This window comes from Pseudomonas sp. NFACC39-1 (genome assembly GCF_900110355.1).
Classification (GTDB): Bacteria; Pseudomonadota; Gammaproteobacteria; order Pseudomonadales; family Pseudomonadaceae; genus Aquipseudomonas; species Aquipseudomonas tehranensis.
On sequence record NZ_FODL01000007.1, the window covers coordinates 259,969 to 286,105 of the forward strand.

Sequence of the window (26,137 nt, forward strand, 5' to 3'; positions counted from 1 at the left end):
TTACATGGGCTTTACCCATAAAGACGGGAGTTACATGCTCAAACGCAGCAATGTCGCATAACTGTTTACTATGGAATGCCGCGAATACATGAAGCGCAAGAACATTCTTTTCATCATGGCCGATCAAATGGCCGCGCCAATGTTGCCGATCTACGGTCCTTCGCCCATCAAGCTGCCGAACCTGTCGCGCCTGGCCGAGCAGGGCGTGGTGTTCGACGCCGCGTATTGCAACAGCCCGCTCTGTGCTCCGTCACGCTTTACCCTGGTGAGCGGCCAGTTGCCCAGCAAGATCGGCGCCTACGATAACGCGGCGGATTTTCCCGCGGACGTTCCGACCTATGCCCACTATCTGCGGCGCCTGGGTTACCGCACGGCGCTGTCCGGCAAGATGCACTTTTGCGGGCCGGACCAGTTGCATGGCTATGAAGAACGCCTGACCAGTGACATTTACCCGGCCGATTACGGCTGGGCTGTGAACTGGGACGAGCCCGACGTGCGGCCAAGCTGGTATCACAATATGTCTTCGGTGCTGCAAGCCGGGCCGTGCGTGCGCACCAACCAGTTGGATTTTGATGAAGAAGTGGTATTCAAGGCCCAGCAGTATCTGTTCGATCACATCCGTGAGGATGGCGACCAGCCGTTTTGCCTGACGGTGTCCATGACCCACCCACACGACCCGTACACCATTCCCAAGACCTTTTGGGATATGTATGACGACAAGGACATCCCGTTGCCGCAAACCCCGGGGCAATCGGAGCTGGACCCGCATTCCCAGCGCCTGTTGAAAGTGTATGACCTGTGGGACAAGCCGCTGCCTGTGGATAAGATCCGTGATGCCCGCCGCGCGTACTTCGGTGCGTGCAGCTACATTGACAGCAACGTCGGCAAGTTACTGCAAACCCTGGAAGACACCGGATTGATGGACGACACGATCATCGTGTTCTCCGGCGATCATGGAGACATGCTCGGTGAAAAAGGGCTCTGGTACAAAATGCACTGGTTCGAAATGGCCGCGCGTGTGCCCCTGTTGATCAGCGCACCGGGCCAGTTCGCCAGCGGTCGGGTCGGGGCGGCGGTGTCCACTGCTGACTTGCTGCCGACCCTGGTGGAGTTGGCCGGTGGCACGTTGGAGCCCGGACTGCCACTGGATGGCCGCTCGCTGGTGCCCCATCTGCACGGGCAGGGCGGTCATGACGAGGTTTTTGGTGAATACATGGCCGAAGGCACCATCAGTCCGTTGATGATGATCCGTCGTGGTCCATGGAAATTCATCTACAGCGAAGACGATCCGTGTCTGCTGTTCGATGTGCGCAATGACCCCAAAGAACTGGAGGACCTCAGTCAATCGGCTGAGCATCAGTCCCTGTACGCCGACTTTCTCGCGGAGGCGCGAGCCAAATGGGATATCCCGGCCATTCATCAACAGGTCCTCGCCAGTCAACGCCGTCGGCGTTTTGTCGCCCACGCGTTGACCTTGGGCAAACTCAAGAGCTGGGATCACCAGCCGCTGGTGGACGCCAGCCAGCAGTACATGCGTAACCACATTGACCTCGACGATCTGGAACGCAAGGCCCGTTATCCACAACCCTGCCAAAACCAATAACGTAAGGGGAAGCACATGCAAAAGTTATCCACAGTACTGACCGCTGGGCTGTTGGCGCTTAGCAGTTCGGCGTGGGCCGAGCAAAGCTGCGAGACGGTGAAAATGGCCGACCCGGGCTGGAGTGACATCGCTGCGACCAATGCCATCACCGGCTTCCTTCTGGAGGGCATGGGCTACAAGGCCAAGGTCGACACCCTCGCGGTGCCGATCACCTTCGGCGGCCTCAAGGATGGTCAGGTTGATGTATTTCTGGGTAACTGGATGCCGGCGCAGCAGGGTTTCTACGACAAGTTCGTAGCCAATGGCGATGTCACCCAACTGGCGAAGAACCTAGACGGCACCGAATTCACCCTGGCGGTCCCGGACTATGTGTGGGACGCGGGTGTGCATAACTTTGCCGACCTCAACAAATTCGCCGACAAGTTCGACAAGAAGATCTACGGGATCGGTTCAGGTGCCCCGGCCAACCTGTCCCTGAAGGAAATCATCAAGACCAATGATTTCGGCATGGGCGAGTGGAAGCTGGTGGAGTCGAGCGAGCAGGCCATGCTCGCGGAAGTTGCCCGGGCCGTGAAGAAACAGAAGTTCGTCACCTTCCTTGGCTGGACGCCACACCCTATGAACGTGCAGCTGAAAATGCACTACCTCAAGGGCGGCGAGAAGTATTTCGGTGATACCGGCAGCGTCTATACCCTGACGCGCAAGGGTTATGCACAGGCCTGCCCGAACGTCGGCAAGCTGTTGACCAACCTGAGCTTCACCCAGGAAATGGAAAACAGCATCATGGCCGAGGTGGTGAACAACAAAGTCAGCAACGCCGACGCGGCCAAGGCCTGGATCAAAGCCAACCCGGCGGTGCTGGATAAATGGCTGGACGGCGTGAAGACCCTGGATGGCAAGGAGGCGTTGGCGGCGGTGAAGGCCAAGCTGTAAAGCCTGTGTCCCAGTGAGCCGGCTTTTGTGGCGAGGGAGCTTGCTCCCGCTGGGTTGCGAAGCAGCCCCGAAACCTGAAGGCGCAGTATCAGATAGCTCTGCGTGATCGGTTTTGGGAGCGCTACGCGCTCCAGCGGGAGCAAGCTCCCTCGCCACGGGTGGTCGCTCGCCTGATACTCTTGCGCCAAACCCAGTCTTTGAGGCCCCATGGCATTTCCCACCCGCCATTCACTCTTTCCGTTCCTGAGCTGGCTGCCGCGGCAGACCCGCGCCAGTGTCGGCCGTGACCTGATCGTCGGTCTGAGCGGTGCGATTCTCGCGTTGCCACAGTCCATTGCCTACGCCCTGATCGCCGGATTACCGCCAGAGTACGGCTTGTATGCGGCGATTGTGCCGGTGCTGATCGCCTGCCTGTGGGGATCGTCGTGGCACCTGATCTGCGGCCCTACTGCGGCGATTTCCATTGTCCTGTATGCCAGCGTCAGTCCCCTGGCCGTGCCGGCCAGCCAGGACTACGTCACCTTGATCCTGTTGCTGACGGTGCTGGCGGGTGTTTTCCAGTGGCTGCTGGGGCTGTTGCGTTTCGGCGCGCTGGTGAATTTCGTCTCGCACTCGGTGGTATTGGGTTTCACCCTGGGGGCGGCGGTGGTGATTGCCCTGGGGCAATTGCCCAATCTGCTCGGTCTTGATCTGCCCAACGAAGCCACGGCGTTGAAGGGGCTGTTGATGTTGATCAGCCACATCGAGGCTGTGGATAAACCTTCGTTATTCCTGGGTCTGGGAACGCTGGTGCTGGGGGTGCTGCTCAAACGGCTGCTGCCGCGCTGGCCGAGCCTGTTGATAACTTTAATCATCAGCAGCCTGGTGGTCTGGCTCTGGCCAGGGATGTTCGGGCATGTCGCGTTGGTCAGCGCCTTTGCCGGGCGCCTGCCGCCGTTCTCTGCGCTGCCGCTGGACCTGGATCTGATTCTGCGCCTGCTGCCCGGCGCCGTGGCGGTGGGCATGCTCGGGTTGGTGACCAGCCTGTCCATCGCCCGTTCGTTATCGGTACGCTCCGGGCAACTGCTGGATGCGAACCAGGAGGTCAGGGCGCAGGGGCTTTCCAATATCGTGGGAGGGTTCTTTTCCGGGTCCTTGTCAGCGGGTTCCTTTACCCGTTCCGGCCTCAGTTATGAGGCGGGCGCCTGTTCACCCCTGGCCGGGGTGTTCTCGGCGCTCTGGGTGGCCTTGTTTGCGGTAACCGGTGCGAAGCTGATTTCCCACATTCCGATACCGGCCATGGCCGGCAGCATTCTGCTGATTGCCTGGGGTCTGGTGGACTATCGCGGTGTCCGGTCGCTGTACCGCGTGAGCCGCGCCGAATTCGTGGTGATGAGCCTGACCTGCCTGGCCACGCTGCTGCTGGAGCTGCAAACCGCAATCTACGCCGGTGTGCTGGCGTCGCTGTTTTTCTACCTCAAGCGCACCTCGCAGCCGAGGGTGCAACATTCCCACGAGGGCGAAGCCGACATCCTGCGGGTGGGCGGCTCGATCTTTTTCGGTGCCAGCCACTACCTGCAAGTGCGCCTGCAACGGTTGCAGGCACAACGGGTGGTGATCGATGCGCAGCAGATCAACTTCATTGATTATTCCGGGGTGGAAATGCTCCACCAGGAAGCCCGGCGCCTGCGGGGCCAGGGGCGTAGCCTGACGTTGCGCAAGGCCAGGCCGCATGTGGTGGAGGAGTTGAAGAAGCTGGAGGGGCCGGAGCACTGCCCGATTCTCTTTGAGGACTGAATGGATTCAACCCCTGTAGGAGCTGCCGAAGGCTCGGGCCGCGTTCGGACGATCTTTTGATTTTGATCTTTCACTTGCGACTCAATTGTCTGGGACAAGATCGCAGCCTCGTTGCACTCGACAGCTCCTACAGGGCCAGCTGGCGGCGCAGCTCGGCCAGTACCGGCGCGGTGTCCGGGCGTACCCCGCGCCACAGGTAGAACGCTTCGCCCGCCTGCTCGGCCAGCATGCCCAAGCCATCCATCGCCACCGCCGCACCCTGTTCGCTGGCCCAACGGCAGAATGACGTCGGTTCCTTGCCATACATCATGTCGTAGCAGAACGTCATACCGGGTTCGATCAAGCTTGCGGCAATCGGCGGTACATCGCCGGACAGGCTTGCCGATGTGGCGTTGATAATCAGGTCCACCGGCTCTTGCAGCCAGTCGAAACCGCTGGCCGAGACCGGGCCCAGGTCCGCAAACAACTCGGCCAGCAATTCAGCTTTTTCCACCGTGCGGTTGGCGATGATCACCGAGGCCGGCGCTTCGGCCAGCAGTGGTTCCAAGGCGCCGCGCACGGCACCGCCGGCGCCCAGCAAGAGGATGCGTTTGCCTTTGAGGTTCAAACCGGCGTTGACGGTCAGGTCCCGTACCAGCCCGGCACCGTCGGTGTTGTCACCCAACAGGCGGCCGTCGGCCAGCTTGCTCAGCGTGTTCACCGCCCCGGCCCGCTGGGCTCGCTCGGTCAGGCTGTCGGCCAAGCGAAAGGCGTCTTCCTTGAACGGCACGGTGACATTCGCCCCACGACCCTCGCGGAAGAATTCCCGCGCGCAGCCGGCGAAATCGTCCAAGGGCGCGAGCAGCGTGCTGTAGTCCAGCGCTTGCCCGGTCTGCTCGGCGAAGAGACGGTGGATCAGCGGCGATTTGCTGTGGCCGATCGGGTTGCCCATTACAACGTAGCGATCCATGGAGTTCTCCGTTCAGGCCGTCGCCAGCCAATCGCGATCCTGCAGGAAGTACTCGGTCAGCCGCGCCTCTTCGCTGCCCGGTTCGGCTTTCCAGTCATAGCCCCAGCGCACTTGCGGCGGCAGGGACATCAGGATCGACTCGGTACGCCCGCCCGATTGCAGCCCGAACAGGGTGCCGCGGTCGTAGACCAGGTTGAACTCCACGTAGCGTCCGCGGCGAAACTCCTGGAACTCCCTTTGTTTGGCCGTAAACGGGTCGTGCTTGCGGCGGCGCACGATAGGCAGGTAAGCCTCGATGTAGGCGTCGCCGATGGCGCGCATGAAAGCGAAGCTGGTGTCGAAATCCCACTCGTTCAGGTCATCGAAAAACAGGCCGCCGATCCCCCGGGGCTCGTTGCGATGCTTGATATGGAAATAGCTGTCGCACCAGGCCTTGTAGCGCGAATACACGTCAGGGCCGAATGGGGCACAGGCCTGCTCGGCAACGCGGTGCCAATGCACGCAGTCTTCTGCCACGCCGTAGTACGGTGTCAGGTCGAAGCCGCCGCCGAACCACCAGACCGGTTCTTCGCCTTCCTTTTCCGCGATGAAAAACCGCACGTTGGCGTGGGAGGTGGGTACGTGGGGATTGTGCGGGTGGATCACCAGCGACACGCCCAACGCTTCGAAGCCGCGCCCGGCCAGTTCCGGCCGATGGGCGCTGGCCGAGGGTGGGAGACCGCTGCCGAAGACGTGGGAAAAGTTGACGCCGCCCTTTTCAATCACTGTGCCGTTTTCAATCACTCGGGTGCGACCGCCACCACCGGCGGGTCGGGTCCAGGCATCTTCGACGAAACGAGTGCCGCCGTCTTCGGTTTCCAGGGCCGCACAGATGCGGTCTTGCAGGTCGAGCAGGTAGGCTTTCACGGCCTCGGTGCGAGTGGTCATGACATCACCTTGATCAGGGCTACGCTTCGCGGCTTGCAGCGGGCCGGTGGCAAATGGGCGCACAGGATACCACCGCACTTGCCTACGCCACAGTTGACGAAGGTCAAGCTTAGGAGTCCGATAGCAGGCTTGGTAAAAAGTCCACGGCAAGGAGAAAGAGAAGATGGCCAAACGTATCCAGTTCAGTTCCCACGGCGGTCCCGAAGTGCTCGAGTACGTGGGCTACCAGCCTGCCGAGCCGGGCCCGCAGCAGGTGCGGGTCAGCAACAAGGCGATCGGCCTGAACTTCATCGATACCTATTACCGCAGCGGTCTTTATCCGCCACCGGCGCTGCCGTCGGGCCTGGGGGCCGAGGGGGCGGGTGTGGTCGAGGCCGTCGGTTCAGACGTTACGCGGTTCAAGGTCGGTGACCGGGTGGCTTATGGCAGCGGTCCGCTGGGGGCCTACAGCGACGTGCATGTGTTGCCCGAGGCCAACCTGGTGCATTTGCCCGAGTCCATCAGTTTCGAACAGGCGGCCGGCGTGATGCTCAAGGGCCTGACCGTGCAATACCTGTTGCGTCAGACCTACGAGCTCAAAGGGGGGGAAACCATCCTGTTCCATGCTGCCGCTGGTGGTGTAGGCTCTTTGGCCTGCCAGTGGGCCAAGGCCTTGGGCGTGAAGCTGATCGGTACCGTCAGCTCGCCGGAAAAAGCCGCCATCGCCAAATCCCACGGTGCTTGGGAAACCATCGACTACAGCAAGGAAAACGTCGCACAGCGTGTGCTGGAGTTGACCGACGGCAAGAAAGTCCCGGTGGTCTATGACGGTGTTGGCAAGGACACTTGGTCGACCTCCCTGGACTGCGTAGCCCCCCGTGGCCTGCTGGTGAGTTTCGGCAATGCCTCCGGTGCGGTGGAGGGCGTGAACCTCGGGATACTCGCGGCGAAGGGCTCGCTGTACGTCACTCGCCCGACCCTGGCGACCTACGCCAATAACGCCGAGAACCTGCAGCGCATGGCCGATGAGCTGTTCGGCATGATCAGCAGCGGCAAACTCACGGTGGACATCAACCAGCGTTACCCACTGGCGGAAGCGGCCAAGGCCCAGGCCGAGTTGTCGGCGCGGCGCACGACGGGGTCGACCATTCTTTTGCCCTGAATGACAGGGTGTTTCTGATGGCCTCATCGCGGGCAAGCCTTGCTCCCACAGAGTAAAACCTGTGAGAGCAGGCCCTACTCCCACCTGTGAGAGCAAGCCCCACTCCCACCTGTGGGAGCAAGGCTTGCCCGCGATGAACGATGACGCGGTATCAGTCCGGCCGCACCACTTTCCCGGTCGCCAGATCACGAATCACACTGGGGTTCTTGCGCCCACCCAGGTTGCCACCCAGCACCAGGTCGATCTGCCCGCGGAAATACTGCTCGACGCGAATCCGCGTGCGCGCCGCCGGGCGGCCCTGGGGGTTGGCCGAGGTGGACACCAGCGGCCCCACCAGTGAGCACAGGTCCCGCACGGTGGGATGATCGCTGACCCGCAGGGCAACCGTATCGTGCACACCGGTAATCCATTCCGGCAGCAGATTCTGGTGCGGCACCAGCCAGGTGTTGGGCCCCGGCCAAGTGCTGGCCATGCGATCCATCCAGGTTTCGGGGAAATCTTCGAACAGAAAGTCGAACTGGTGGATATTGTCAGCCACCAGGATCAAACCCTTGTCGGGCAGCCGCGATTTGATCGCCAGCAAGCGTTCCACCGCGTCTTCGTTCCACGGGTCGCAGCCCAGGCCCCAGACCGCTTCGGTTGGATAGGCAATCACCGCCCCGGCGCGAATTTCTCGCGCGGCTTGTTGCACACGCCAACTGTTGACCATGAAAGACTCTCCACAACGCAAATAAGGCTGTGCGCAGTTTACCGATCTTCCTCATAAAACCTAGCGCGCAAACCAGCGCCCATTGTCACAGACCGCCCGTCCCTCCATTTCCAGCTCAGTCAGCGCCGCCAGTACTTTGGGCAAGCTCCAGCCGCTGGCAGCGGCCAGCGCTTCGCTGCCAAGCGGAGCGGCATGGAGCAAACGCAACAACGGATGGGTGACGGGCGCCGGTGCCATGGACAACGGCAACTGCTGCCAACCCCGCAATGCTTCGAGAATGTGCTCGACGGTTTCCACCAGCGCCGCGCCGTCGCGGATCAACTGATGACAGCCACGGGCGCCGGGGTGATGGATCGACCCCGGAATGGCGTACACCTCGCGGCCCTGTTCGGCCGCCAAGCGTGCGGTGATCAGCGAACCGCTGGCGACACTGGCCTCCACCACCAGCACGCCGAGGGACAAACCGCTGATGATTCGGTTGCGGCGCGGAAAGTTGCTGGCGTGGGGCGGCGCGTCCAGCGGGAACTCCGACAGCACCGCGCTGCCTTGGGCGATCATCGCGTCCGCCAGCCGACGATTGCGCTGTGGATAAAAATTTTCCAGCCCGGTGCCCAGCACGCCAATTGTTTGCCCGCCCACGTCCAGCGCCGCCTGATGGGCCGCCGCATCGATGCCCAGGGCCAAGCCGCTGGTAATGACAAACCCGGCACTGGCCAGGCTTCGGGAAAACGCCGCGGCGGTGTCCATGCCTGGACGCGATGCCCGGCGGCTGCCGACCATCGCCAGCTGTGGTTTTTCCAGAATGGTCGCGTTGCCGGCGACGAACAACAGCGGTGGCGCATCGCTGATCTGCGCCAGCAGCGCGGGGTAGTCGGGCTGGTCCCACATCAGTAAATGCTGGGCCGGAGCCTCAAGCCAGGCCAATGCGTGGGCGGCGCCGTCACGTACATCCGGGTTGCGCCGGGCCTCGGCACACGCCGCCGGCAACCTCAGCGCTCGCCAGGCGCTGGCCGGTGCGCTGATGGCTTTGGAGGCCGAGCCAAAGGCCTCCATCAGGGTCATGAAACGTTTGGGGCCCAGTTCCGGCAAGCGGTGCAGGCGCAGACGGGCCTCCAGTTCCGCAGGGGAAACCGAAGCAGATTCAGGCAATAACATGGATCATCCTTGATCGTTATAAGCCCCGTCGAAACGGGAACAAGCTGTGGATAACTCTGTTGGTAACTTGTGAGAGCCGTTATGGGTTGCGCACCTTGTCGAGGATCGCCAACGAGCGTGAGGCGTATAACACCAGGCCATAGCTGAGCTTGTCGTAGGTGCGAAAAACCATCAGCAGGCCGGCACGTTCATCCGGGATTTTCACCTGCTCGCCGGTGATGCGGTCGCGTACGGTCTCGCCGGTCTTCATCACCGCCAGCACATTGCCCTCGGCCAGCCCGTCGCGCCGACCCTTGTTCAGGGTGACCACGTCCAGGGCGCCGATCTGGGTGACGCCGCGGGGGACATCGAGGATCAGCCCGTTGATGTCCGATGTCGGTGCGCTGGGCATGAACGTCGAGTTGATCGAGCGTTCTTCGCCACTGAACAGGCGATCGCCCAGGCGCACCTCCTGGGTGGTGCGTTGCAAGGCAAGCGTGGTGACATCACCCTCGGTGGCAACGACTTCACCGCTGCCGATGTCATCAGCGTTAATGCCCAGGAACTCCTTGGTTTCGGGATCGGTGTAGACCTTGCCCTGCCGGAAGATGCCATACGCCGACTGGTTCGCGTCGAATGAGCCGCGGGCAAAGATCCGGTCGCCTGTGCCGCTGAGCACCCGTTCGGCATCGCCGGCGACGATATAGGGCGCCTTGTCGAAATCTTCGGCCGCGTCGACGATGCGATTGCTCAGCAAAAAACTGTTGATGGCCTGCAGCGGGATGCTCGGGATCGCGTCGGCCACCGGCGAGCTGCGAATGCGCGGCGACAGCTTGATGGTGCCCCGAGAAGCGCCGCGATTGAGGGTCAGCCGTGGTTGGCCATTGACGTAGACCAGCGACAGGGTGTCGCCGGGATAAATCAGGTTGGGGTTCTCGATCTGTGGGTTGGCTTGCCAGAGTTCGGGCCATTTCCACGGCTCACGCAAGTATTTGCCGGAGATGTCCCACAGCGTGTCCCCTGTCACCACCGTGTATTGCTGGGGAAAACCTTCCCGAAGTTGCACTTGCCCGTGCGCGATACCGGCCGAGGCCAGAAGCAGCAGGGCGAGTAGTGATTTCCTCATGCGGTGAATCCCTTTATTATGTGCGTTCGCGTAAAACGCCAGAGCCCCCGTGGCTCGCTCCGTGATTTGAGGAGCAACGTTTTACAACGGTAGCCTGCATCCCAAGACACGCCAGGCCAGCCACCCGACTTTACCTCACACGTGCATTTATCAAGCTTATGGCCATTTTGAACATTCTCGAATTTCCGGACCCGCGCCTGCGCACGATCGCCAAACCGGTGACCGTAGTGGACGACGAAGTGCGTCAGTTGGTCGATGACATGTTTGAAACAATGTATGAGGCGCCAGGCATCGGCCTCGCCGCGACCCAGGTCAACGTGCACAAACGTATCGTCGTCATGGACCTTTCCGAAGACCGCAGCGAGCCCCGGGTGTTCATCAACCCCGAGTTCGAAACCCTGACCGACGAGATGGACCAATACCAGGAAGGCTGTCTTTCGGTGCCGGGCTTCTATGAAAACGTCGACCGCCCGCAAAAAGTCAGGATCAAGGCCCTGGACCGCGACGGCCAGCCTTACGAACTGGTTGCCGAAGGGTTGCTGGCGGTGTGCATCCAGCACGAATGCGACCACCTCAACGGCAAGCTGTTTGTGGATTACCTGTCTACCCTCAAGCGTGACCGGATCAAGAAGAAACTGGAAAAACTTCATCGCCAGAATGCTTGATGCCCCCCTTCAAAGGCTTGCCGCGGCAAGCCTTTTTCTTTTTGCGACTGCTTTGTAACTGAGAGCTTCCCATGACTGAGCCACTGCGCATCGTCTTTGCCGGCACTCCCGAGTTTGCCGCCGAACACCTCAAGGCCCTGCTGGCCAGCCCCCACGAAATCATCGCGGTCTACACCCAGCCGGATCGGCCGGCCGGCCGCGGGCAAAAACTGATGCCCAGCCCGGTCAAGCAACTGGCCCTGGAAAATCACATCCAGGTATTGCAGCCGCCGACCCTGCGGGACGCTCAGGCCCAGGCCGAATTGGCCGCCCTCAAGCCCGACTTGATGGTGGTGGTCGCCTACGGCCTGATCCTGCCCCAAGTGGTGCTGGATATTCCGCGCCTGGGGTGCATCAACAGCCACGCCTCGCTGCTGCCACGCTGGCGCGGTGCGGCGCCGATCCAGCGCGCCGTGGAAGCCGGCGACGCCGAGAGCGGCGTAACGGTGATGCGCATGGAAGCCGGCCTGGACACCGGGCCGATGCTGCTCAAGGTCAGCACGCCGATCAGCGCCGAAGACACCGGCGGCACTTTGCACGACCGCCTCGCGCTCATCGGCCCGCCCGCTGTGGTCCAGGCCATTGCCGGCCTGGCCGCCGGTACGCTGGAAGGTGAAGTGCAGGATGACAGCCTCGCCACCTACGCCCACAAACTCAACAAAGACGAAGCCCGCATCGACTGGAGCCGCCCGGCCATTGAGCTGGAACGCCTGGTGCGCGCCTTCAACCCGTGGCCGATTTGCCACAGCACGCTGAATGGTGAAGCCCTGAAGGTGCTGGCCGCCAGCCATGCCGAAGGGCAGGGAACCCCGGGTGAAGTCCTCGGTGCCAGCAAGGACGGTCTCGTCGTCGCCTGCGGTGAGCAAGCGTTGTGCCTGACACGTCTGCAGTTGCCCGGCGGCAAGGCGCTGAACTTCAGCGATTTGTACAACAGCCGTCGTGAGAAATTTGCCGTCGGCACTCATTTGGGCCAAGCGGCGGACGCTTCATGAATCCGCGTCTGGCCGCCGCCAAGGCACTTGCCGCCGTTCTCAGCGGCAAGGCCTCCCTCAACAGTTCCCTGCCGACCCAACTGGACAAGGTTGACGACCGTGATCGCGGCTTCACCCAGGACCTGGCGTTCGGCACCGCCCGCTGGCAGCCACGGTTGTCGGCCCTGGCGGCCAAGCTGTTGCAGAAGCCGTTTAAAGCTGCCGATGCCGACGTCGAAGCGCTGCTGCTGGTGGGGCTTTATCAACTGCTCTACACCCGCGTTCCCGCCCACGCCGCCATCGGCGAAACCGTGGGCTGTGCTGACAAGCTGAAAAAGCCCTGGGCCAAGGCCCTGATCAATGCCGTGCTGCGCCGCGCCCAACGGGAAAGCGAAACCCTGCTGGCCGAGCTGGAACACGACCCAGTGGTGCGCACCGCCCACCCGCGCTGGTTGCAAAAATCGTTGAAAGCCTTCTGGCCCGAGCAATGGGAAGCCATTTGCGCGGCCAACAACGCCCATCCGCCGATGATCTTGCGGGTCAACCGGCGTCACCATACCCGCGATGCGTATCTGGCCTTGCTGGGCGAGGCCGGCATCCCGGCCATCCCGTGCCAGTACAGCCGCGACGGTATCGTGCTGGAAACTCCTGGCGATGTACGCGCGCTGCCGGGCTTTGCCGACGGTTGGATCAGCGTCCAGGACGAAGCCGCGCAACTGGCTGCCGACCTGCTGGAACTGGCACCCGGCCAACGAGTGCTGGACGCTTGCTGCGCGCCGGGCGGTAAGACTTGTCACATCCTCGAAGCCGAGCCGAAGCTGGCCGGCGTGGTGGCGGTGGACCTGGAAGCCAAGCGCCTGGTGCGCGTGAAGGAAAACCTCGAACGTCTTGGCCTGGACGCCGAGCTGATCGCCGCCGACGGCCGCGACACCGCCACCTGGTGGGACGGCAAGCCGTTCCAGCGCATCCTGCTGGACGCGCCGTGCTCGGCCACCGGTGTGATTCGTCGTCACCCCGACATTAAACTCACCCGTCAGCCGGACGACATTGCCGCCTTGGCCGCGTTGCAGGGCGAACTGCTCGACGCACTATGGCCAACCCTGGAAGTCGGCGGCATGCTGCTGTACGCCACCTGTTCGACCTTGCCGACCGAGAACACCGAAGTGATCGAAGCGTTTCTCGCTCGTACGCCGGGCGCACGGGAGCTGGACATCGCCAGCAACGCCGGCCTCAAGCAGCCCCATGGCCGCCAGTTGCTGGCCCAGGAGGGCGGACATGACGGTTTCTACTACGCCAAACTGATCAAGATCGCCGCCGCACGCGGTTAAAACCGATTCGATAGGAGTGACCGGATGAAAATCATCATCCTCGGCGCAGGGCAGGTCGGCGGTTCGCTGGCTGAACATCTGGCCAGTGAAGCCAACGACATCACCGTGGTCGACACCGACGGTGAGCGCCTGCGGGATTTGGGCGACCGTCTCGACATCCGCACGGTACAAGGCCGTGGTTCCTTGCCGACCGTGCTGCGTCAGGCCGGTGCGGACGATGCCGACATGCTGGTGGCCGTGACCAACAGCGATGAAACCAACATGGTGGCCTGTCAGGTCGCTCACACGCTGTTCCACACCCCGACCAAGATCGCCCGGGTGCGCGAGGGGGCCTACCTGACCCGCGCCGAGTTGTTCGACAACGAAGCGATTCCGGTGGATGTGCTGATCAGCCCCGAGCAAGTGGTGACCAACTACATCAAGCGCCTGATCGAACACCCCGGCGCCTTGCAAGTGATCGACTTTGCCGAAGGCAAGGCGCAACTGGTGGCGGTCAAGGCCTACTACGGCGGGCCACTGGTGGGTCAGCAACTGCGCCAGCTACGCGAACACATGCCCAATGTGGAAACGCGGGTCGCGGCGATTTTCCGGCGTGACCGGCCGATCCTGCCCCAGGGCGACACGGTGATCGAAGCGGACGACGAGGTATTTTTCATCGCCGCCAAGGCCAACATTCGCGCGGTGATGAGCGAAATGCGCCGTCTAGACGAAAGAAACAAGCGCATCGTGATTGCCGGTGGCGGGCAGATTGGCGAACGTCTGGCCGAAGCCATCGAAAGCCGTTATCAGGTCAAGATCATCGAGATGAGCCCGGCGCGTTGCCGCTACCTCTCGGACAACCTGAACAGCACCGTGGTACTGCAGGGCAGCGCTTCGGACCGTGACCTGTTGCTGGAAGAAAACATCGCCGACGCCGACATCTTCCTGGCCCTGACCAACGACGACGAAGCCAATATCATGTCGTCGTTGCTGGCCAAGCGCCTGGGGGCGAAGAAGGTGATGACCATCATCAACAACCCGGCCTACGTCGACCTGATCCAGGGCGGCGAGATCGACATCGCCATCAGCCCGCAACTGGCAACCATCGGCACCTTGCTGGCCCACGTGCGCCGCGGCGACATCGTCAGCGTGCACTCCCTGCGCCGTGGCGCGGCCGAAGCCATCGAGGCGATTGCCCACGGCGACGCCAAGTCGAGCAAAGTGATCGGCAAGGCCATCCGCGACCTCGGCCTGCCGCCCGGCACCACCATCGGCGCGATCATCCGCGACGAAGAAGTGCTGATCGCCCACGACGACACCATGATCCAGACCGGCGACCATGTGATCCTGTTCCTGGTGGACAAAAAACACATTCGCGATGTCGAAAAGCTGTTCCATGTGGGGTTGAGTTTCTTCTGATCCGGAATCTGCGATGCCTGATCGTTCGCCTTCGCGGGCAAGCCCGCTCCCACAGGGTTTGGTGTTGTTCACGAAAATTGTGAGCAACAAAGATCTACTGTGGGAGCGGGCTTGCTCGCGAAGGCGGTCCAACGGCCAACAGATCAATCACTGACACCACCGAGGAAGCCCGCCATGCTCGACTCCCTGGAAAAAATGCTCGCCAAGGGCGTGGACAACGCCCTGCTGCGCTTCGGCCTGGGCAAGGGCTATCTGGACCTCGGCGAATTCGCCCGAGCAGCCGAGCACTTCCAGCGCTGCGTCGAATTCGACCCCAAATACTCAGCCGCCTGGAAACTGTTGGGCAAGGCCCACCAAGGCCAAGGCGATCTACCGGCAGCCCGCCAGGCCTGGGAACAAGGTCTGGAAGCCGCCCGCGCCCATGGCGACAAACAGGCGGAAAAGGAAATGACCGTGTTCCTCAAAAAACTGGATCGTCACGCCTGATATCGCCCCAGCCCCGTGGCGAGGGAGCTTGCTCCCGCTTGACCGGGCTGGTATTCCAGTGCGAAGCGCTCATGAAAAAGCGGTAAACATACCGATATCTAGCAATAGATAGCTAAAGCTAGCCAATGCAGCTAGATTTGCCTATCTATCGACATCAACCATTCTTACGCCGAGACATTGGCCTCTCTCGATGCGGGCTTTTTCAGGGTCCGCATCGACCGGCTTACCCCTTCAGAGGTTCAGTTTGTAAAGGTGATGTCCGAGCTCGGCGACGGGCCTTATGCCATTGCTGATATTGCGAAGGCGATGGAGCGTCCTCAATCATCGCTTGGACCGACTCGCGCCGACATCATCGCCAAGGGAATGATCTACAGCACAGATCGCGGATATCTGAATTTTACAGTGCCACTTTTCGCGGAATATATGCGCCGCCAAGAATGAGCTCTGCAATTGTGGCGACGTAATTCATTCCCCGCTGGGCTGCGCAGCAGTCTCCCAAACAGCCAACTCGATCTGTCCGCCTGCTTAACCGAACGACATTCGCCGCCCCCCGATCCAACAAGCTGAAATGATTTGATCAATCCCACCGTCAAGGACCGAACTCGTGAGCGTATCCCCCGCCCAACTCCTCTTCCTACCCGGCGCCTCGGGTAACACCCGGTTCTGGCATCCGGTTGCCGAACGCCTGACCCTTCCAGCGCGGCAGGTCCATATCGGCTGGCCCGGTTTTGGAGACACTCCGCCCGTCCCTGGCATAACCGGTATGGAAGACCTGGCGACTCGCGTGCTGGCCGAGATCGACCGGCCCACAGCGCTGGTGGCGCAGTCCATGGGCGGTATCGTCGCCGTGCTTGCGGCGCTTGAGCGCCCCGAACTGATCACGCACCTGATACTGACCGTCACCTCTGGCGGAGTGGATATGTCTGATCTGGACGCGCAGGACTGGCGCGCGGATTTTGCTGCCGCCAACCCGACGCTGCCGAGGTGGTTTCTCGACGACCGCACCGACCTCACGCTCCGGTTGACCGAGTTGCGCATGCCGGTGCTCCTCCTCTGGGGAGACGCTGATCCTATCAGCCCCGTTCGCGTCGGCCAGCGCCTTGCTGAGTTGTTACCCCATGCGGATCTACACGTTTTCTCTGGGGCCGATCATGACCTGGGTTTTACTCACGCAGATGAGGTGGCGAGGTTGATTGAGAGGCATCTGGGTTGTGGGTGAGCGAAGTATCGTTGAGTAAAAAAGGGGACTTATTTTCTGGAAGTAAATCTGTCCCCCTATTCCTAGGATTGCCTGCTTAAGGTTCTCCGGGACACCGCCGCCATCCCACAGTGGGAAGTCCTCAGGTACCGCTTGCCGGCTTTGCAAAGTGCGGAGACTGCCCGAACGACTCGATCAACAGTTCTGTGAGTACGTGGATCTTGCGAGCCGGATGGAGCCCCGGTGGGCGGACAACATAGGCACCTGCCGGAGGCGGTGGGTACCGGGTCATGATGGGCACCAGCGCCTGCGACCTCACGCTTTCATAGGTCAGGCAATCCGGCAGATAGGCAACCCCCAACCCTGCGACGGCGGCGGCGACCAGAGCGATGCCGTTATCAGCCTTGAAGCGCCCCTGCGGACGAACCGTAACCACCTTGTCGCCATCCATGAACTGCCAGGATTCGGTGCCCTGCATGAGCGCCTCGTGTGCGGACAGCTCCTCGGGCGATTCAGGTGCGCCATGGGCGCTGATATAACCGGGGCTGGCGACGAGCTTCGTATAAATCGGGCCGATACCCCTTGCAATAAGGTTTGAGTCCGGCAGGTAGCCAACGCGTATCGCACAGTCAAAACCTTCGGCGATCAGATCGACGAAGCGATCACTGTAGCTGGTCTGAATATGAAGCAAGGGATGACGGCGGGCCATTTGCGCCAGCATCGGCGCAAAGTGAGTCGGCCCAAAAGAAAGCGGGGCGGCAATGCGCAACCGACCGCGAAGGGGACCGGAGGGCAGCATCGTTTCCTTTGCTATGTCGATCTCGGCGCAGACCCTGGCCGCATGCTCGCGAAAAGTGGTTCCAGCCTCAGTGAGGGCGGCCCCGCGAGTGGTCCGCGCCAGCAACTGGACACCCAGTTCCGCCTCCAGCCGCACCAGCCTGCGGCTGACGATCGATTTGGATACGCCTAGCCGGAGGGCCGCAGGCGAAATACCGCCGGCATCAGCGACTTCTACAAAGGTTTGCAGCGCTTCGATATCCAAAATCAGCGTTCCTCATTCTGCAACACAGAAAGCCTCGAGATGCTACTACTGGGTCAAGTGACGCAACAGCACAATCCTGCTTCCTGGTGACGCTGTCTCTCCATGACAGGTCGTCCGGAAAGTGAATCACCTTCAACGCAGTGCAGACCTCAACCGCTCGCCCATCCAAAAGCGAGCGCTTGAACCGTCCACACGCAAATGACAACTAGAAGCAGGAGCAGCAAATGACAAGCGAGGCAATCCGCAACCCTCTGACCGACCACCTCTTGTCGCCTGAAAACTCGGCGCTGATCATCATCGACTACCAGCCCATCCAAGTGTCCTCGATCCGTTCGATGCTGCGTGACGAATTGGTGTTCAACATCACGAGCGTGGCCAAGGCGGCCATCAACTACAACCTTCCGATTATCCATTCGACGGTCAATGTCGCTACCGGTCGCAACAAGCCGCCCATTCAGCAGTTGCAGAACGTACTGGGGCATTTGCCCACTTACGATCGGACATCGATCAACAGTTGGGAAGACGTCGAGTTCAAACAGGCGGTTAAAGCCACTGGCCGCCGGAAACTCATCATGACCGCGCTCTGGACTGAAGCGTGCCTGACCTTTCCGGTACTCGATGCCATACAGGAAGGTTATGAAGTCTACGTGCCGGTTGATGCCGTCGGCGGTACATCCGTTGCCGCGCACGAAGCCGCGTTACGGCGAATCGAGCAAGCGGGGGCGAAACTGATCAGTCGCGTGCAGATGTATTGCGAACTCCAGCGCGATTGGGCGCGTGAATCGACCGTCCCAGGCTTTATGGGCGTGTTTGAAAACGCTGACGGTTTCAACGCCGAAAAGGCCTTGTAGGCGTTAACCAAGAACGTCTGTGGCCGATGAGGTGACGACGGTGAGACCTGTGGACACAGGTCTCATTTCTAATTCTTGATCGGATGTGCAGGTATTGCCCTGGGCAGATGAATCCGAGGTGGGTTTACAGAAAAGGTCCCCTTTCACACCTAACAACTCAAACCCCGTGGCGAGGGAGCTTGCTCCCGCTTGAGTGCGAAGCGCTCACAAAAAATCACCAAGCCCCTGTCTAGGCCTATTTAGCGCAACTAGGGCAGAGATGATTGATGTGCTGGAAATACACAGTCCCTGCGCTGGTGACATTTAGAAGGCCATCGTTCAGCTCTACAGGGAGATCGTTGGCGAGTGCCCCAAGCGTTGAATGCTAGGCTTGGTCTCTGAGATACCTTGTGGTGTATCGCTGCTTTGAGCATCTAAGCGCCATAGTTGCTTCTGGCCGAGATCCAGCGCCAACCCCCGCTGGGGTTTTCCCACGTTTCGTTAGCGAGCCTCCAAGCCCTTGTGTATGCGCATTGTAGTGCTGTCCCTGGTCCTCACGCTGTTCGGCTGCGCTACTGCGTCGGACCCGCCGAGGGGCGAGGGTGGCGATTGGCGGTCCTTCTATATAGTGAATCATGGCCTGCATACCGGGTTGGTCATTGCGCGCTCCGATCTACTTCAGGTGCTTCCCGCACTGGCCGAAGCGTTTAGCGACGGCGACTTTGTTGAGTTCGGTTGGGGTGACGAGGATTTTTACCGAGCCCCACAGGCCACCTTGAGCCTCGCCCTGCGAGCCTTGTTCGGGTCGACGGCAACCGTACTGCATGCGGTCAAGATTGACGGAGACCCCAGGCGGCGTTTCGCCGCAAGCGAGGTCATCGAAGTGCGGGTGACGGAGGACGGCTACCAACGACTGCTCGCGTTCGTGGCCGGGACCTTCACCCGCTCAGCGACGGGCACCTTGGTGGTGCTCGGGCCTGGCCTGTATGGAGAGAGCCGGTTCTACCAGGCCGAGGGTAGCTATTCGCTGTTTTATACCTGCAATACCTGGGTCGCAGAGGCGCTGGCCGCGAGCAGTTGCCCCATATCGCCTACGGCGGTGATTACGGCGGGGAACGTCATGTCGCAGTTACGCCGGGCGACAGCGGTCGGTGCGTCCTGCCTGGTTACCCGCTAACCCGTGCCTGACGGCGGGAGTGTATTCCAGTGATGCTGACATCCAGTTTCCAGTGAATGTGACTCACCCAAAGTCCTGTTTGCGAAATTGCATCCCACGTGTATCAGAAATAAAGTGGCCACTTGCCCCTCTACCGAATATTCATATGCCGCATTTCAGGTTTTTCTGCATCAACGCATTCTGAAGCGTTACACCCCGACGGATCGGAAATCCTCGCTCTACGACATAAAAACCATGCAATACAAAGAATGGTTCAGCCGTTTTGCTGACATGAGAAGTAAGCTCGCTGATTCCAAGCAACTTGGCTTCTTTATGAATGCGATTCATTAATAAAGAACCTATTCCCCGCCGGGGATGATTACCCGACACAAAAAAATGGTCGATGTAACCGTTCGGTTGAATGTCGGCGTAGCCTACTATTTCGCCGTCGATCTCAGCCACGAACGGACGGAGATCTCGAAGATGATTCGCCCAGAGCTTCGGATCAAGATCAGCAGGAGCCCAGGCTTCGATTTGATCGTGGGTGTAATCTCTTGACGCAATATCGTGAATGGCAGAGTAAAAGACGTGGAACAACGCAATCTCATCTCCGATTCTGAACCGTCGAATCGCCACATTGTTTCTCGAAAGGTGTCCAAAAAAATCGGTGTCTGTCATACCCGCTGCAAAATCAGAAATAAACTGCCCCAAGTTCCATAGACACGTGCGAAGGATGCCTTCTGGCCGTTTTCAGCCTTTCGCTAAAAGGGTTGTATGGGAGGTGAGGAGCGGTTGTTGTTGGAAGAGTTCTTGTTTAGAGAGAACTCGTCCACGTCTATGGATGAACGCACCAAAACCCGACGCAGAACGCCGGGTTTTTCCGTTGGGAACAGCCTACCTACCGCCCCGGCTCCACATTATCCAATACCTGATTCGCCAACAACGAACTCAGCTCAATCAACTGCTGAATCCCCAGCGCCAAATGACGCCGCGAGCCTTTCAGGTCGAACGCCAGATCAGCAGCCATGGCATCGGCTGAAGCTAAGGTTTCACTGAGATTAGCGAGCAAGCATTCGTTATCGAGGCCTTTCACGACGGTGAATAGCTGGCCCGGTTTGGGGTCGTCTTGGGATTTATCCGGTTTCGGTAACAAGTAGTGATCAAGCACGCGTTTGGTGGTTTCGTCTTGTTGCTTGGCTTTGGATTTTGCGGATGTATAGGTGGAATCTGCTTCTGGCGGATTCGGGGTTATTTTGAACATAAGCTTCGGTTCCAGATGTGATGCCGACACCCCGAAGCTACTAAACAATGGGGTGGCAGCTGTACGCAGGTTAGTAGACCGGGGAACCGAAGAAGCCGGCGCGCCTGAGCGCCCTGCGTACAGCCGCCATCAAGAACAGGGGGTGGGCCCTGTTTGAGAAGCGCTTGTACAACTTCGATTACCTCGGGCTACTAAACCCGACCACTGATGGGCAGTGGCAGGAAGACAATAGAACCCCGGGACAAGGCGCACAAGCGGGCGGATTCTGGCGTAGTTGTAGGCAAAGGCGCAAGGATTCGTGGCTGGATAGAGCGGTGTAGGTGAGGGCTGTAGGAGGGAGGTTTTTTGGCGATGCGGGCGGGTGTTCTCCTTTGCATCCGAGTCGATTTCATCGCGAGCAGGCTCGCTCCCACAGAGAGTGGCAACAGGAACAAACGCCCACGCCCCTGCGACTTTGCCTACAACTAAACCGGACCTAGCCTGATTGTGCGCCTTGGCCCGCGAGCTCTATCGTTTCTCAGCACTTCCACCATCAATTCATTGCCGAGTTTTCCATGAAAACTTCAAAGCGTACTCCAAAGCCGTTGCTTGCTGCCCGGTACGAGGCAGAGGCTCGCCGTCTGGCTGGTTGCCCGTCCAGCATCGAGCGCCAGTTCTTGTCAGTCAGCCTTGCCAAAGGTAAGGAGCTTGAACCCGTTGGCCGGATGGCCGGTGTCAGAAGCTGAGTTCTGTCGATATGAAAAGACCGCCACATGGGCGTTTTTTTGTTTTCACTCTGGGCAAAGCTGCATCCAATGATCAGCAGTCACCTGATTACGCCCCAACGCCTTTGCCCGTACAGCGCATTCTGCGCATAGGCCAATGAAAGCCCAACCTTACGCATGGTGGATGGCCGGGCCGTTCAAAAATTTGGGGGAAGGAGGATCTTCGCCTTGACCCCCGGCCATCGCGTTGTGTCATGTTGATCGTGTTCAGCCTTTTGGGGGCTGCTGCGCAGCCCAGCGGGAGCAAGCTCCCTCGCCACGGGGGTGGGCTGTTGCAGATGTTGTGTTCACCACTGAGAGCGGGCTTGATCGCGATAGCTATCTAGCGGAAATGACGGTGTTTCTGAAAAAACTGGATCGGTAGGAGCTGGTAGGAGCTGGTAGGAGCTGCCGAGTGGAACGAGGCTGCGATCTTTTGATTTTGATCTTTCACTCATGACTCAATTGCCTGGGGCAAGATCGCAGCCTCGTTTCACTCGTCAGCTCCTACAGGTGGGGCGAGTCCCCGCGCTATAAAGGTTGCGCCGTTATTTACGCTTCAGCATCTCCGGCAACTGCGTCACCAGCTTCTGGTTATTCAACGGCGCCCGAATGAACCCACGCTGGGTACCGTCCGGGCCGATGACGGCGAGGTTGCCACTATGATCAACCGTGTAGTTGGGCTTGCTGGTATCCGCCGGGATGAACGGAATGCTCACCGCGTTGGCCAGCTTCTGCAGGTCTTCGATGGATGACGGGGTCAGGCCGATGAACTGCGGGTCGAAGTAGCCCAGGTACTGCTTGAGTTGCTTGGGCGTGTCGCGGTTCGGGTCGACGCTCACCAACACGATCTGCAACTTATCCACAGCTTCCTTCGGCAACTCGCTTTTAATCTGGCGCAGTTGGGCGAGGGTGGTCGGGCAGATGTCCGGGCAGAAGGTGTAGCCGAAGAACAGCAGGCTCCATTTGTCTTTCAGTTCGTCCATCACCACGGCCTGACCGTCCTGGTCGGTCATTTTCACGTCCGGCAGGTTGCGGCTCTGGGGCAGCAGGATGATGCCGGCGTCGATGAGTGCTGTCTGGGCGCCCTCGCCTTTACCGGACAGCACTTTGTTGATGGTCAGGCCCATGATCAGCGCGATCACGGCCACGAGGATGAAGACGGTTTTCTGGGTTCGAGTCATAGGCTCAACAGTAAGTAGTGATCTACAAGCAGGGCGATGAACAGCAGGAACAAGTACCAGATAGAGTACTTGAACGTGTTGATCGCCGCGTGCGGCCGACTGCCACGGTACAACACCACGGCCCATTGCAGAAACCGGGCGCCTAGCACCAGCGCGCAAACCAGGTACAGCAGGCCGCTCATCTGGATCACAAAGGGCATCAGGCTCACCGCCAGCAGCACCAGGGTGTACAGCAGGATATGGATCTTGGTGTAGCGCTCGCCGTGGGTCACCGGCAGCATCGGGATGTCTGCCTTGGCGTATTCCTCTTTGCGATGAATCGCCAGGGCCCAGAAGTGCGGTGGGGTCCAGGCGAAGATGATCAGCACCAGCAGCAACGGTTCGGCGCTGACATGCCCGGTGGCGGCCACCCAGCCCAGCAGCGGTGGCGCCGCGCCGGCCAGGCCGCCGATGACGATGTTCTGCGGCGTCGCCCGCTTGAGAAAGCCGGTGTAGATCACCGCATAGCCGAGCAAGGAGGCCAGGGTCAGCCAGGCGGTCAGCGGGTTGGTGAACGCCAGCAACAGCGCTTGGCCGGCCACCGCCAGGGCCAGGGCGAAGGTCAGTGCGGCGGCCGGTGAGACCCGGCCTTCGGCCAGGGGGCGTTTGTGAGTCCGGGCCATCACCGCATCGATGCGCCGGTCCACCACATGGTTGACCGCCGCCGCGCCGCCGGCACACAGGGCAATGCCCAGGTTGCCGAACACCAGGACCGTCCACGGCACCCCGGCGCGGGTGGCGAGGAACATGCCCACCAGCGAGGTGATCAGCATCAGCACCACCACTTTGGGCTTGGTCAGCTCCAGATAATCGCGCCAGATCGCCTGGCTGTGGCGTTCACCGGTCAGGGTTGCCATGGCATCTCTCCTTTTATTGTAATGGGGCTGGGCTTATGCGCATTGAAGCGCCAGCGCAGCGGGATTTGATGCTTGACCCGAACCAGGCTGGTGCGGGCGTGATAATTGACCAGCACCAGGGTCAGCAGCAGCGCGGCGCCCCCGGCGTTGTGCGCGACGGCCACCGGCAGCGGTAGATGAAAGAGCACGTTGCTGATGCCCAGGGTGATTTGCGCCGCCAGTGCGATCAGCACCAGCCCGGCCAGCCGGGTCATGCCGACGGTTTTCAATTGCCAGGCCAACCCCAGCAGCACCACGGTCACCAGCAGCGCGCCGATGCGGTGGGTCAGGTGGATGGCGGTGCGTGCGTCGCTGTCGAGCTGGCCGCCCAGGTAGTTCGGGCCGATGTGCTGGGTCAGATGGAAGCCGTTGGCAAAATCCGCCGGTGGCAGCCATTGCCCGTGGCAGGTGGGGAAATCGATGCAGGCCACGGCGGCGTAATTGGAGCTGACCCAACCGCCGAGGGCGATCTGGCCGATCACCAGCAGCAGCCCGGCGGTGGCCCAGTGTTGCAGTCGCTTGGGCACGGTCAGCGCTGGCAACACACCGGATAATCTCAACGTGAGCAGAAACAGCAGGCTCAGGGTGGCGAAGCCGCCCAGCAGATGCCCGGTCACCACTTGCGGCCACAGCTTGAGGGTGACGGTCCACATGCCGAACGCCGCCTGGGCAACCACCACCGCCAGCAGAAACAGCGGCAGTTTCAATGGCAGGCCGGGGTGGCGCCGGTTCATCCAGGCCCGGGCGGCCAGCGCGGCAATCATCAGCCCCAGCAGGCCGGCGAAGTAGCGATGGACCATCTCGTTCCAGCCCTTGTGGGCTTCCACCGGGGCGTCGGGAAAATGCAGTTCGGCATGGGCCAGTTGGGCTTCGCTCTTGGGTACGCTGATGAACCCGTAGCAGCCGGGCCAGTCCGGGCAGCCGAGGCCGGCGTGGGTGAGCCGGGTGTAGGCGCCCAGCAGGACGACGATCAGTGCCAGCAACGTGGCAAACAGCGCGAGGCGAAATCCAGGTTTGGCCATGTCGTTGCCCTCATCCGATGTTCGACAGTTTCAACAGATGTCGCAGGTCGTTGAGCAGCGCCTTACCCTTGATCCGGGCGTCATAACGCAGCACCAGGTTGCTATGGGGATCGATGATCCACAGCTGCGCTTCCTCGCTGCCTTGGGCACCTTTCTGATAGGCCGGCAGGTCAAGCGGATAGCGCTGCAGTTGCGGGTATTCGCGCTGCAACTGGGCGTCGTATTCGGCGTTCAGCGGTTGCGCGATGGCCAGGGCATGGCTGGCGCGGGAAGCGTCGCGGCCCAGGCCGATCTGCACCTGACGGGCCAGGTACACCAATTGCCGGCAATCCTCGGAGCACGCCTGCGGCGCCGTGACCAGGATCTGCCAGCGTTTCTCGTCAGCCTGCACGCCAATCTCGGCGCGGGTCTGGCCGTTGCCGATCAGTTCGCCGTGATAGCTGCGGCTTTCCGGGACCCAGAACTGGAATTTGTACATGCCGGTGGCCAGAATCATCGGGCCGATCACCCCGAGCACGATCAGCAGCAGTTGCACGCGGCCGCGTCGACGGTTGTGCGCCGTGGGCGCCTCAGACGTGTTGGTTGGATTCATGGTGTTTCCCATGGTGTCTCCCTGCGTTGTGCCATCCGAGATAAAGAAACAGGCCGAACAGTGCCGCCGCCATGGCGAACCACTGCACGGCATAGCCGAGGTGTTTTTCCGGGCCCATGGCCACCACCGGCCAATCGGTCCGGTAGGCACCGGGCCCGCTTTGTTGGCGTAATTGGTAGGCGAAGCCGTTGCGGCCCAGTTCGGCCCAGAGTTTGTCCGGTTCGATGGTGGTCACCAGGCGCGGCCACGGCGCGTCGGCCGGGTCGGCGTGGAGCTGGAACGTGGCGCCCGGAGCCACATAGACCCAGGCTTGAAGGCTCACCGGTTGTTCCGGGGTGCTGAAGGCCGGCGGGGTGCGGCGGTCAGGCCAGGGCAACCAGCCGCGGTTGACCAGCAGCCACAGGCCGGTGGCATGGTCGAGAAAGGGTTGCAGCAACTCCACGCCGACCTTGCCGTCGTGCTGGCGGTTATCCAGCAGGATGCTGTGCTCGGCGTCGAACTGGCCTCGCAGGCTGACCGGTCGAAAGGCCGGATCCGCCGTCTGTTGCAGTTCGCCGCTGTCCATCGGCGGCGCCACGCGGCGCTCGGCATAACTGTGCATGAGCTCGCGCTTCTGCTCGCCCCGGCTCAGTTGCCAGAAACCCAGGCACACCATCACCGGCAGCAGGATCGCCACTACCAGAGACGGCACGATGCCCGGCCGAAAGCCTTTCATGGCGCCGTTCCAAAGCTGTCGAACGAGATAGCTATACTCACGTGCATCGCGTCCCCCCGGAGTGTCCCTAATGCTAAAAGCAGCGATCGTCCTGATGCTGATTGCCACGATTGCGAGCCTGTTCAGCGGCCTGTTTTTTCTGGTCAAGGACGAAGGCAATTCCAATCGCCTGGTCATCGCCCTGACGATTCGGGTGAGCCTGGCCGCCATCACCGTCGGCTTGATCGCCTGGGGCTTTTTCAGCGGCCAGTTGGTGTCCCACGTGCCTTGGTAA

Annotated in this window: 27 protein-coding genes; 14 read left to right on the top strand and 13 right to left on the bottom strand. The window is 60.9% G+C overall.

Features of this window, described 5'->3' with window-relative positions; translation table 11 throughout:
• The first annotated feature begins 88 nt into the window (after positions 1-88).
• From betC to BMY45_RS17515, 3 genes are all read left to right on the top strand, one after another.
• Positions 89-1,603 (top strand): choline-sulfatase, encoded by a 1,515-nt coding sequence (gene betC / locus BMY45_RS17505; protein WP_092399719.1) that lies wholly within the window; start codon positions 89-91, stop codon positions 1,601-1,603.
• A 15-nt stretch (positions 1,604-1,618) separates the two neighbouring features.
• Positions 1,619-2,536, top strand: a complete 918-nt coding sequence (gene choX / locus BMY45_RS17510; RefSeq protein ID WP_092399721.1) for a choline ABC transporter substrate-binding protein — start codon at positions 1,619-1,621, stop codon at positions 2,534-2,536.
• Between the two features lie 207 nt (positions 2,537-2,743).
• Positions 2,744-4,312, top strand: a complete 1,569-nt coding sequence (locus BMY45_RS17515; RefSeq protein ID WP_092399723.1) for a SulP family inorganic anion transporter — start codon at positions 2,744-2,746, stop codon at positions 4,310-4,312.
• A gap of 127 nt (positions 4,313-4,439) precedes the next feature.
• Here BMY45_RS17515 and aroE read toward each other — a convergent pair whose 3' ends face one another.
• Together aroE and hemF are read right to left on the bottom strand one after the other, a co-directional pair.
• Positions 4,440-5,261, bottom strand: coding sequence for a shikimate dehydrogenase (aroE, locus tag BMY45_RS17520; RefSeq protein ID WP_092399725.1), 822 nt, complete (start codon positions 5,259-5,261; stop codon positions 4,440-4,442).
• A 12-nt stretch (positions 5,262-5,273) separates the two neighbouring features.
• Positions 5,274-6,188: an oxygen-dependent coproporphyrinogen oxidase gene (hemF, locus tag BMY45_RS17525; protein ID WP_092399727.1), complete on the bottom strand. Its 915-nt coding sequence runs from the start codon at positions 6,186-6,188 to the stop codon at positions 5,274-5,276.
• Positions 6,189-6,351: 163 nt separating this feature from the next.
• Between hemF and BMY45_RS17530 the strand changes: the two genes are divergently transcribed.
• Positions 6,352-7,329: an NADPH:quinone reductase gene (locus tag BMY45_RS17530; protein WP_092399729.1), complete on the top strand. Its 978-nt coding sequence runs from the start codon at positions 6,352-6,354 to the stop codon at positions 7,327-7,329.
• Between the two features lie 151 nt (positions 7,330-7,480).
• Here the strand turns inward: BMY45_RS17530 and BMY45_RS17535 are convergent, their stop codons facing one another.
• The 3 genes from BMY45_RS17535 to BMY45_RS17545 form a co-directional block, all read right to left on the bottom strand.
• On the bottom strand, positions 7,481-8,038 hold the full coding sequence (locus BMY45_RS17535; protein WP_092399731.1) for an L-threonylcarbamoyladenylate synthase type 1 TsaC: 558 nt from the start codon (positions 8,036-8,038) through the stop codon (positions 7,481-7,483).
• 60 nt (positions 8,039-8,098) lie between these two features.
• Positions 8,099-9,193 carry a DNA-processing protein DprA gene (gene dprA / locus BMY45_RS17540; protein WP_092399733.1) on the bottom strand — a complete coding sequence of 365 codons (1,095 nt, stop codon included), beginning with the start codon at positions 9,191-9,193 and terminating at the stop codon, positions 8,099-8,101.
• Between the two features lie 79 nt (positions 9,194-9,272).
• A complete protein-coding gene (locus BMY45_RS17545) occupies positions 9,273-10,298 on the bottom strand; it encodes a LysM peptidoglycan-binding domain-containing protein (protein ID WP_092399735.1) in 1,026 nt (341 codons plus the stop codon).
• Positions 10,299-10,456: 158 nt separating this feature from the next.
• Between BMY45_RS17545 and def the strand changes: the two genes are divergently transcribed.
• The 7 genes from def to BMY45_RS17580 all read left to right on the top strand — a co-directional run bounded on the left by def (position 10,457) and on the right by BMY45_RS17580 (position 16,404).
• Positions 10,457-10,963 carry a peptide deformylase gene (gene def, locus BMY45_RS17550; protein WP_092399737.1) on the top strand — a complete coding sequence of 169 codons (507 nt, stop codon included), beginning with the start codon at positions 10,457-10,459 and terminating at the stop codon, positions 10,961-10,963.
• 71 nt (positions 10,964-11,034) lie between these two features.
• Entirely contained in the window at positions 11,035-11,994 is a 960-nt protein-coding gene (gene fmt, locus BMY45_RS17555) for a methionyl-tRNA formyltransferase (RefSeq protein ID WP_092399739.1), read from the top strand.
• The gene (rsmB, locus tag BMY45_RS17560; RefSeq protein ID WP_092399741.1) at positions 11,991-13,301 is read left to right on the top strand and encodes a 16S rRNA (cytosine(967)-C(5))-methyltransferase RsmB; all 1,311 of its coding nucleotides are present in this window, start codon (positions 11,991-11,993) and stop codon (positions 13,299-13,301) included. The genes fmt and rsmB overlap by 4 nt, the downstream gene beginning before the upstream one ends.
• Positions 13,302-13,325: 24 nt before the next feature.
• A complete protein-coding gene (gene trkA, locus BMY45_RS17565; protein ID WP_092399743.1) occupies positions 13,326-14,699 on the top strand; it encodes a Trk system potassium transporter TrkA in 1,374 nt (457 codons plus the stop codon).
• A gap of 174 nt (positions 14,700-14,873) precedes the next feature.
• Positions 14,874-15,185: a tetratricopeptide repeat protein gene (locus BMY45_RS17570; RefSeq protein WP_092399745.1), complete on the top strand. Its 312-nt coding sequence runs from the start codon at positions 14,874-14,876 to the stop codon at positions 15,183-15,185.
• Positions 15,186-15,362: 177 nt separating this feature from the next.
• The gene (locus BMY45_RS17575; protein WP_256573666.1) at positions 15,363-15,626 is read left to right on the top strand and encodes a hypothetical protein; all 264 of its coding nucleotides are present in this window, start codon (positions 15,363-15,365) and stop codon (positions 15,624-15,626) included.
• A 163-nt stretch (positions 15,627-15,789) separates the two neighbouring features.
• The gene (locus BMY45_RS17580; RefSeq protein WP_092399747.1) at positions 15,790-16,404 is read left to right on the top strand and encodes an alpha/beta fold hydrolase; all 615 of its coding nucleotides are present in this window, start codon (positions 15,790-15,792) and stop codon (positions 16,402-16,404) included.
• A gap of 121 nt (positions 16,405-16,525) precedes the next feature.
• Here BMY45_RS17580 and BMY45_RS17585 read toward each other — a convergent pair whose 3' ends face one another.
• The gene (locus tag BMY45_RS17585; RefSeq protein ID WP_092399749.1) at positions 16,526-17,425 is read right to left on the bottom strand and encodes a LysR family transcriptional regulator; all 900 of its coding nucleotides are present in this window, start codon (positions 17,423-17,425) and stop codon (positions 16,526-16,528) included.
• Between the two features lie 224 nt (positions 17,426-17,649).
• Between BMY45_RS17585 and BMY45_RS17590 the strand changes: the two genes are divergently transcribed.
• The gene (locus tag BMY45_RS17590; protein WP_092399751.1) at positions 17,650-18,276 is read left to right on the top strand and encodes a hydrolase; all 627 of its coding nucleotides are present in this window, start codon (positions 17,650-17,652) and stop codon (positions 18,274-18,276) included.
• Between the two features lie 505 nt (positions 18,277-18,781).
• The gene (locus tag BMY45_RS17595) at positions 18,782-19,432 is read left to right on the top strand and encodes a DUF2459 domain-containing protein (protein ID WP_092399753.1); all 651 of its coding nucleotides are present in this window, start codon (positions 18,782-18,784) and stop codon (positions 19,430-19,432) included.
• A 141-nt stretch (positions 19,433-19,573) separates the two neighbouring features.
• Here the strand turns inward: BMY45_RS17595 and BMY45_RS17600 are convergent, their stop codons facing one another.
• The 7 genes from BMY45_RS17600 to BMY45_RS17630 all read right to left on the bottom strand — a co-directional run bounded on the left by BMY45_RS17600 (position 19,574) and on the right by BMY45_RS17630 (position 25,863).
• The gene (locus BMY45_RS17600) at positions 19,574-20,122 is read right to left on the bottom strand and encodes a GNAT family N-acetyltransferase (protein ID WP_256573667.1); all 549 of its coding nucleotides are present in this window, start codon (positions 20,120-20,122) and stop codon (positions 19,574-19,576) included.
• Positions 20,123-20,309: 187 nt separating this feature from the next.
• Positions 20,310-20,672, bottom strand: coding sequence for a DUF6124 family protein (locus BMY45_RS17605; RefSeq protein ID WP_092399755.1), 363 nt, complete (start codon positions 20,670-20,672; stop codon positions 20,310-20,312).
• 1,291 nt (positions 20,673-21,963) lie between these two features.
• A complete protein-coding gene (locus BMY45_RS17610) occupies positions 21,964-22,599 on the bottom strand; it encodes an SCO family protein (protein ID WP_092399757.1) in 636 nt (211 codons plus the stop codon).
• The gene (cyoE, locus tag BMY45_RS17615; protein ID WP_092399759.1) at positions 22,596-23,495 is read right to left on the bottom strand and encodes a heme o synthase; all 900 of its coding nucleotides are present in this window, start codon (positions 23,493-23,495) and stop codon (positions 22,596-22,598) included. Before cyoE ends, BMY45_RS17610 begins: the two co-directional genes overlap by 4 nt.
• A complete protein-coding gene (locus BMY45_RS17620; RefSeq protein ID WP_092399761.1) occupies positions 23,483-24,556 on the bottom strand; it encodes a COX15/CtaA family protein in 1,074 nt (357 codons plus the stop codon). Before BMY45_RS17620 ends, cyoE begins: the two co-directional genes overlap by 13 nt.
• A 10-nt stretch (positions 24,557-24,566) precedes the next feature.
• Entirely contained in the window at positions 24,567-25,160 is a 594-nt protein-coding gene (locus BMY45_RS17625) for a hypothetical protein (protein ID WP_092399763.1), read from the bottom strand.
• Positions 25,126-25,863: an SURF1 family protein gene (locus BMY45_RS17630; protein ID WP_092399765.1), complete on the bottom strand. Its 738-nt coding sequence runs from the start codon at positions 25,861-25,863 to the stop codon at positions 25,126-25,128. Before BMY45_RS17630 ends, BMY45_RS17625 begins: the two co-directional genes overlap by 35 nt.
• A gap of 70 nt (positions 25,864-25,933) precedes the next feature.
• On the opposite strand from BMY45_RS17630, the gene BMY45_RS17635 reads away from it, so the two are divergent.
• On the top strand, positions 25,934-26,137 hold the full coding sequence (locus tag BMY45_RS17635; protein ID WP_092399767.1) for a twin transmembrane helix small protein: 204 nt from the start codon (positions 25,934-25,936) through the stop codon (positions 26,135-26,137).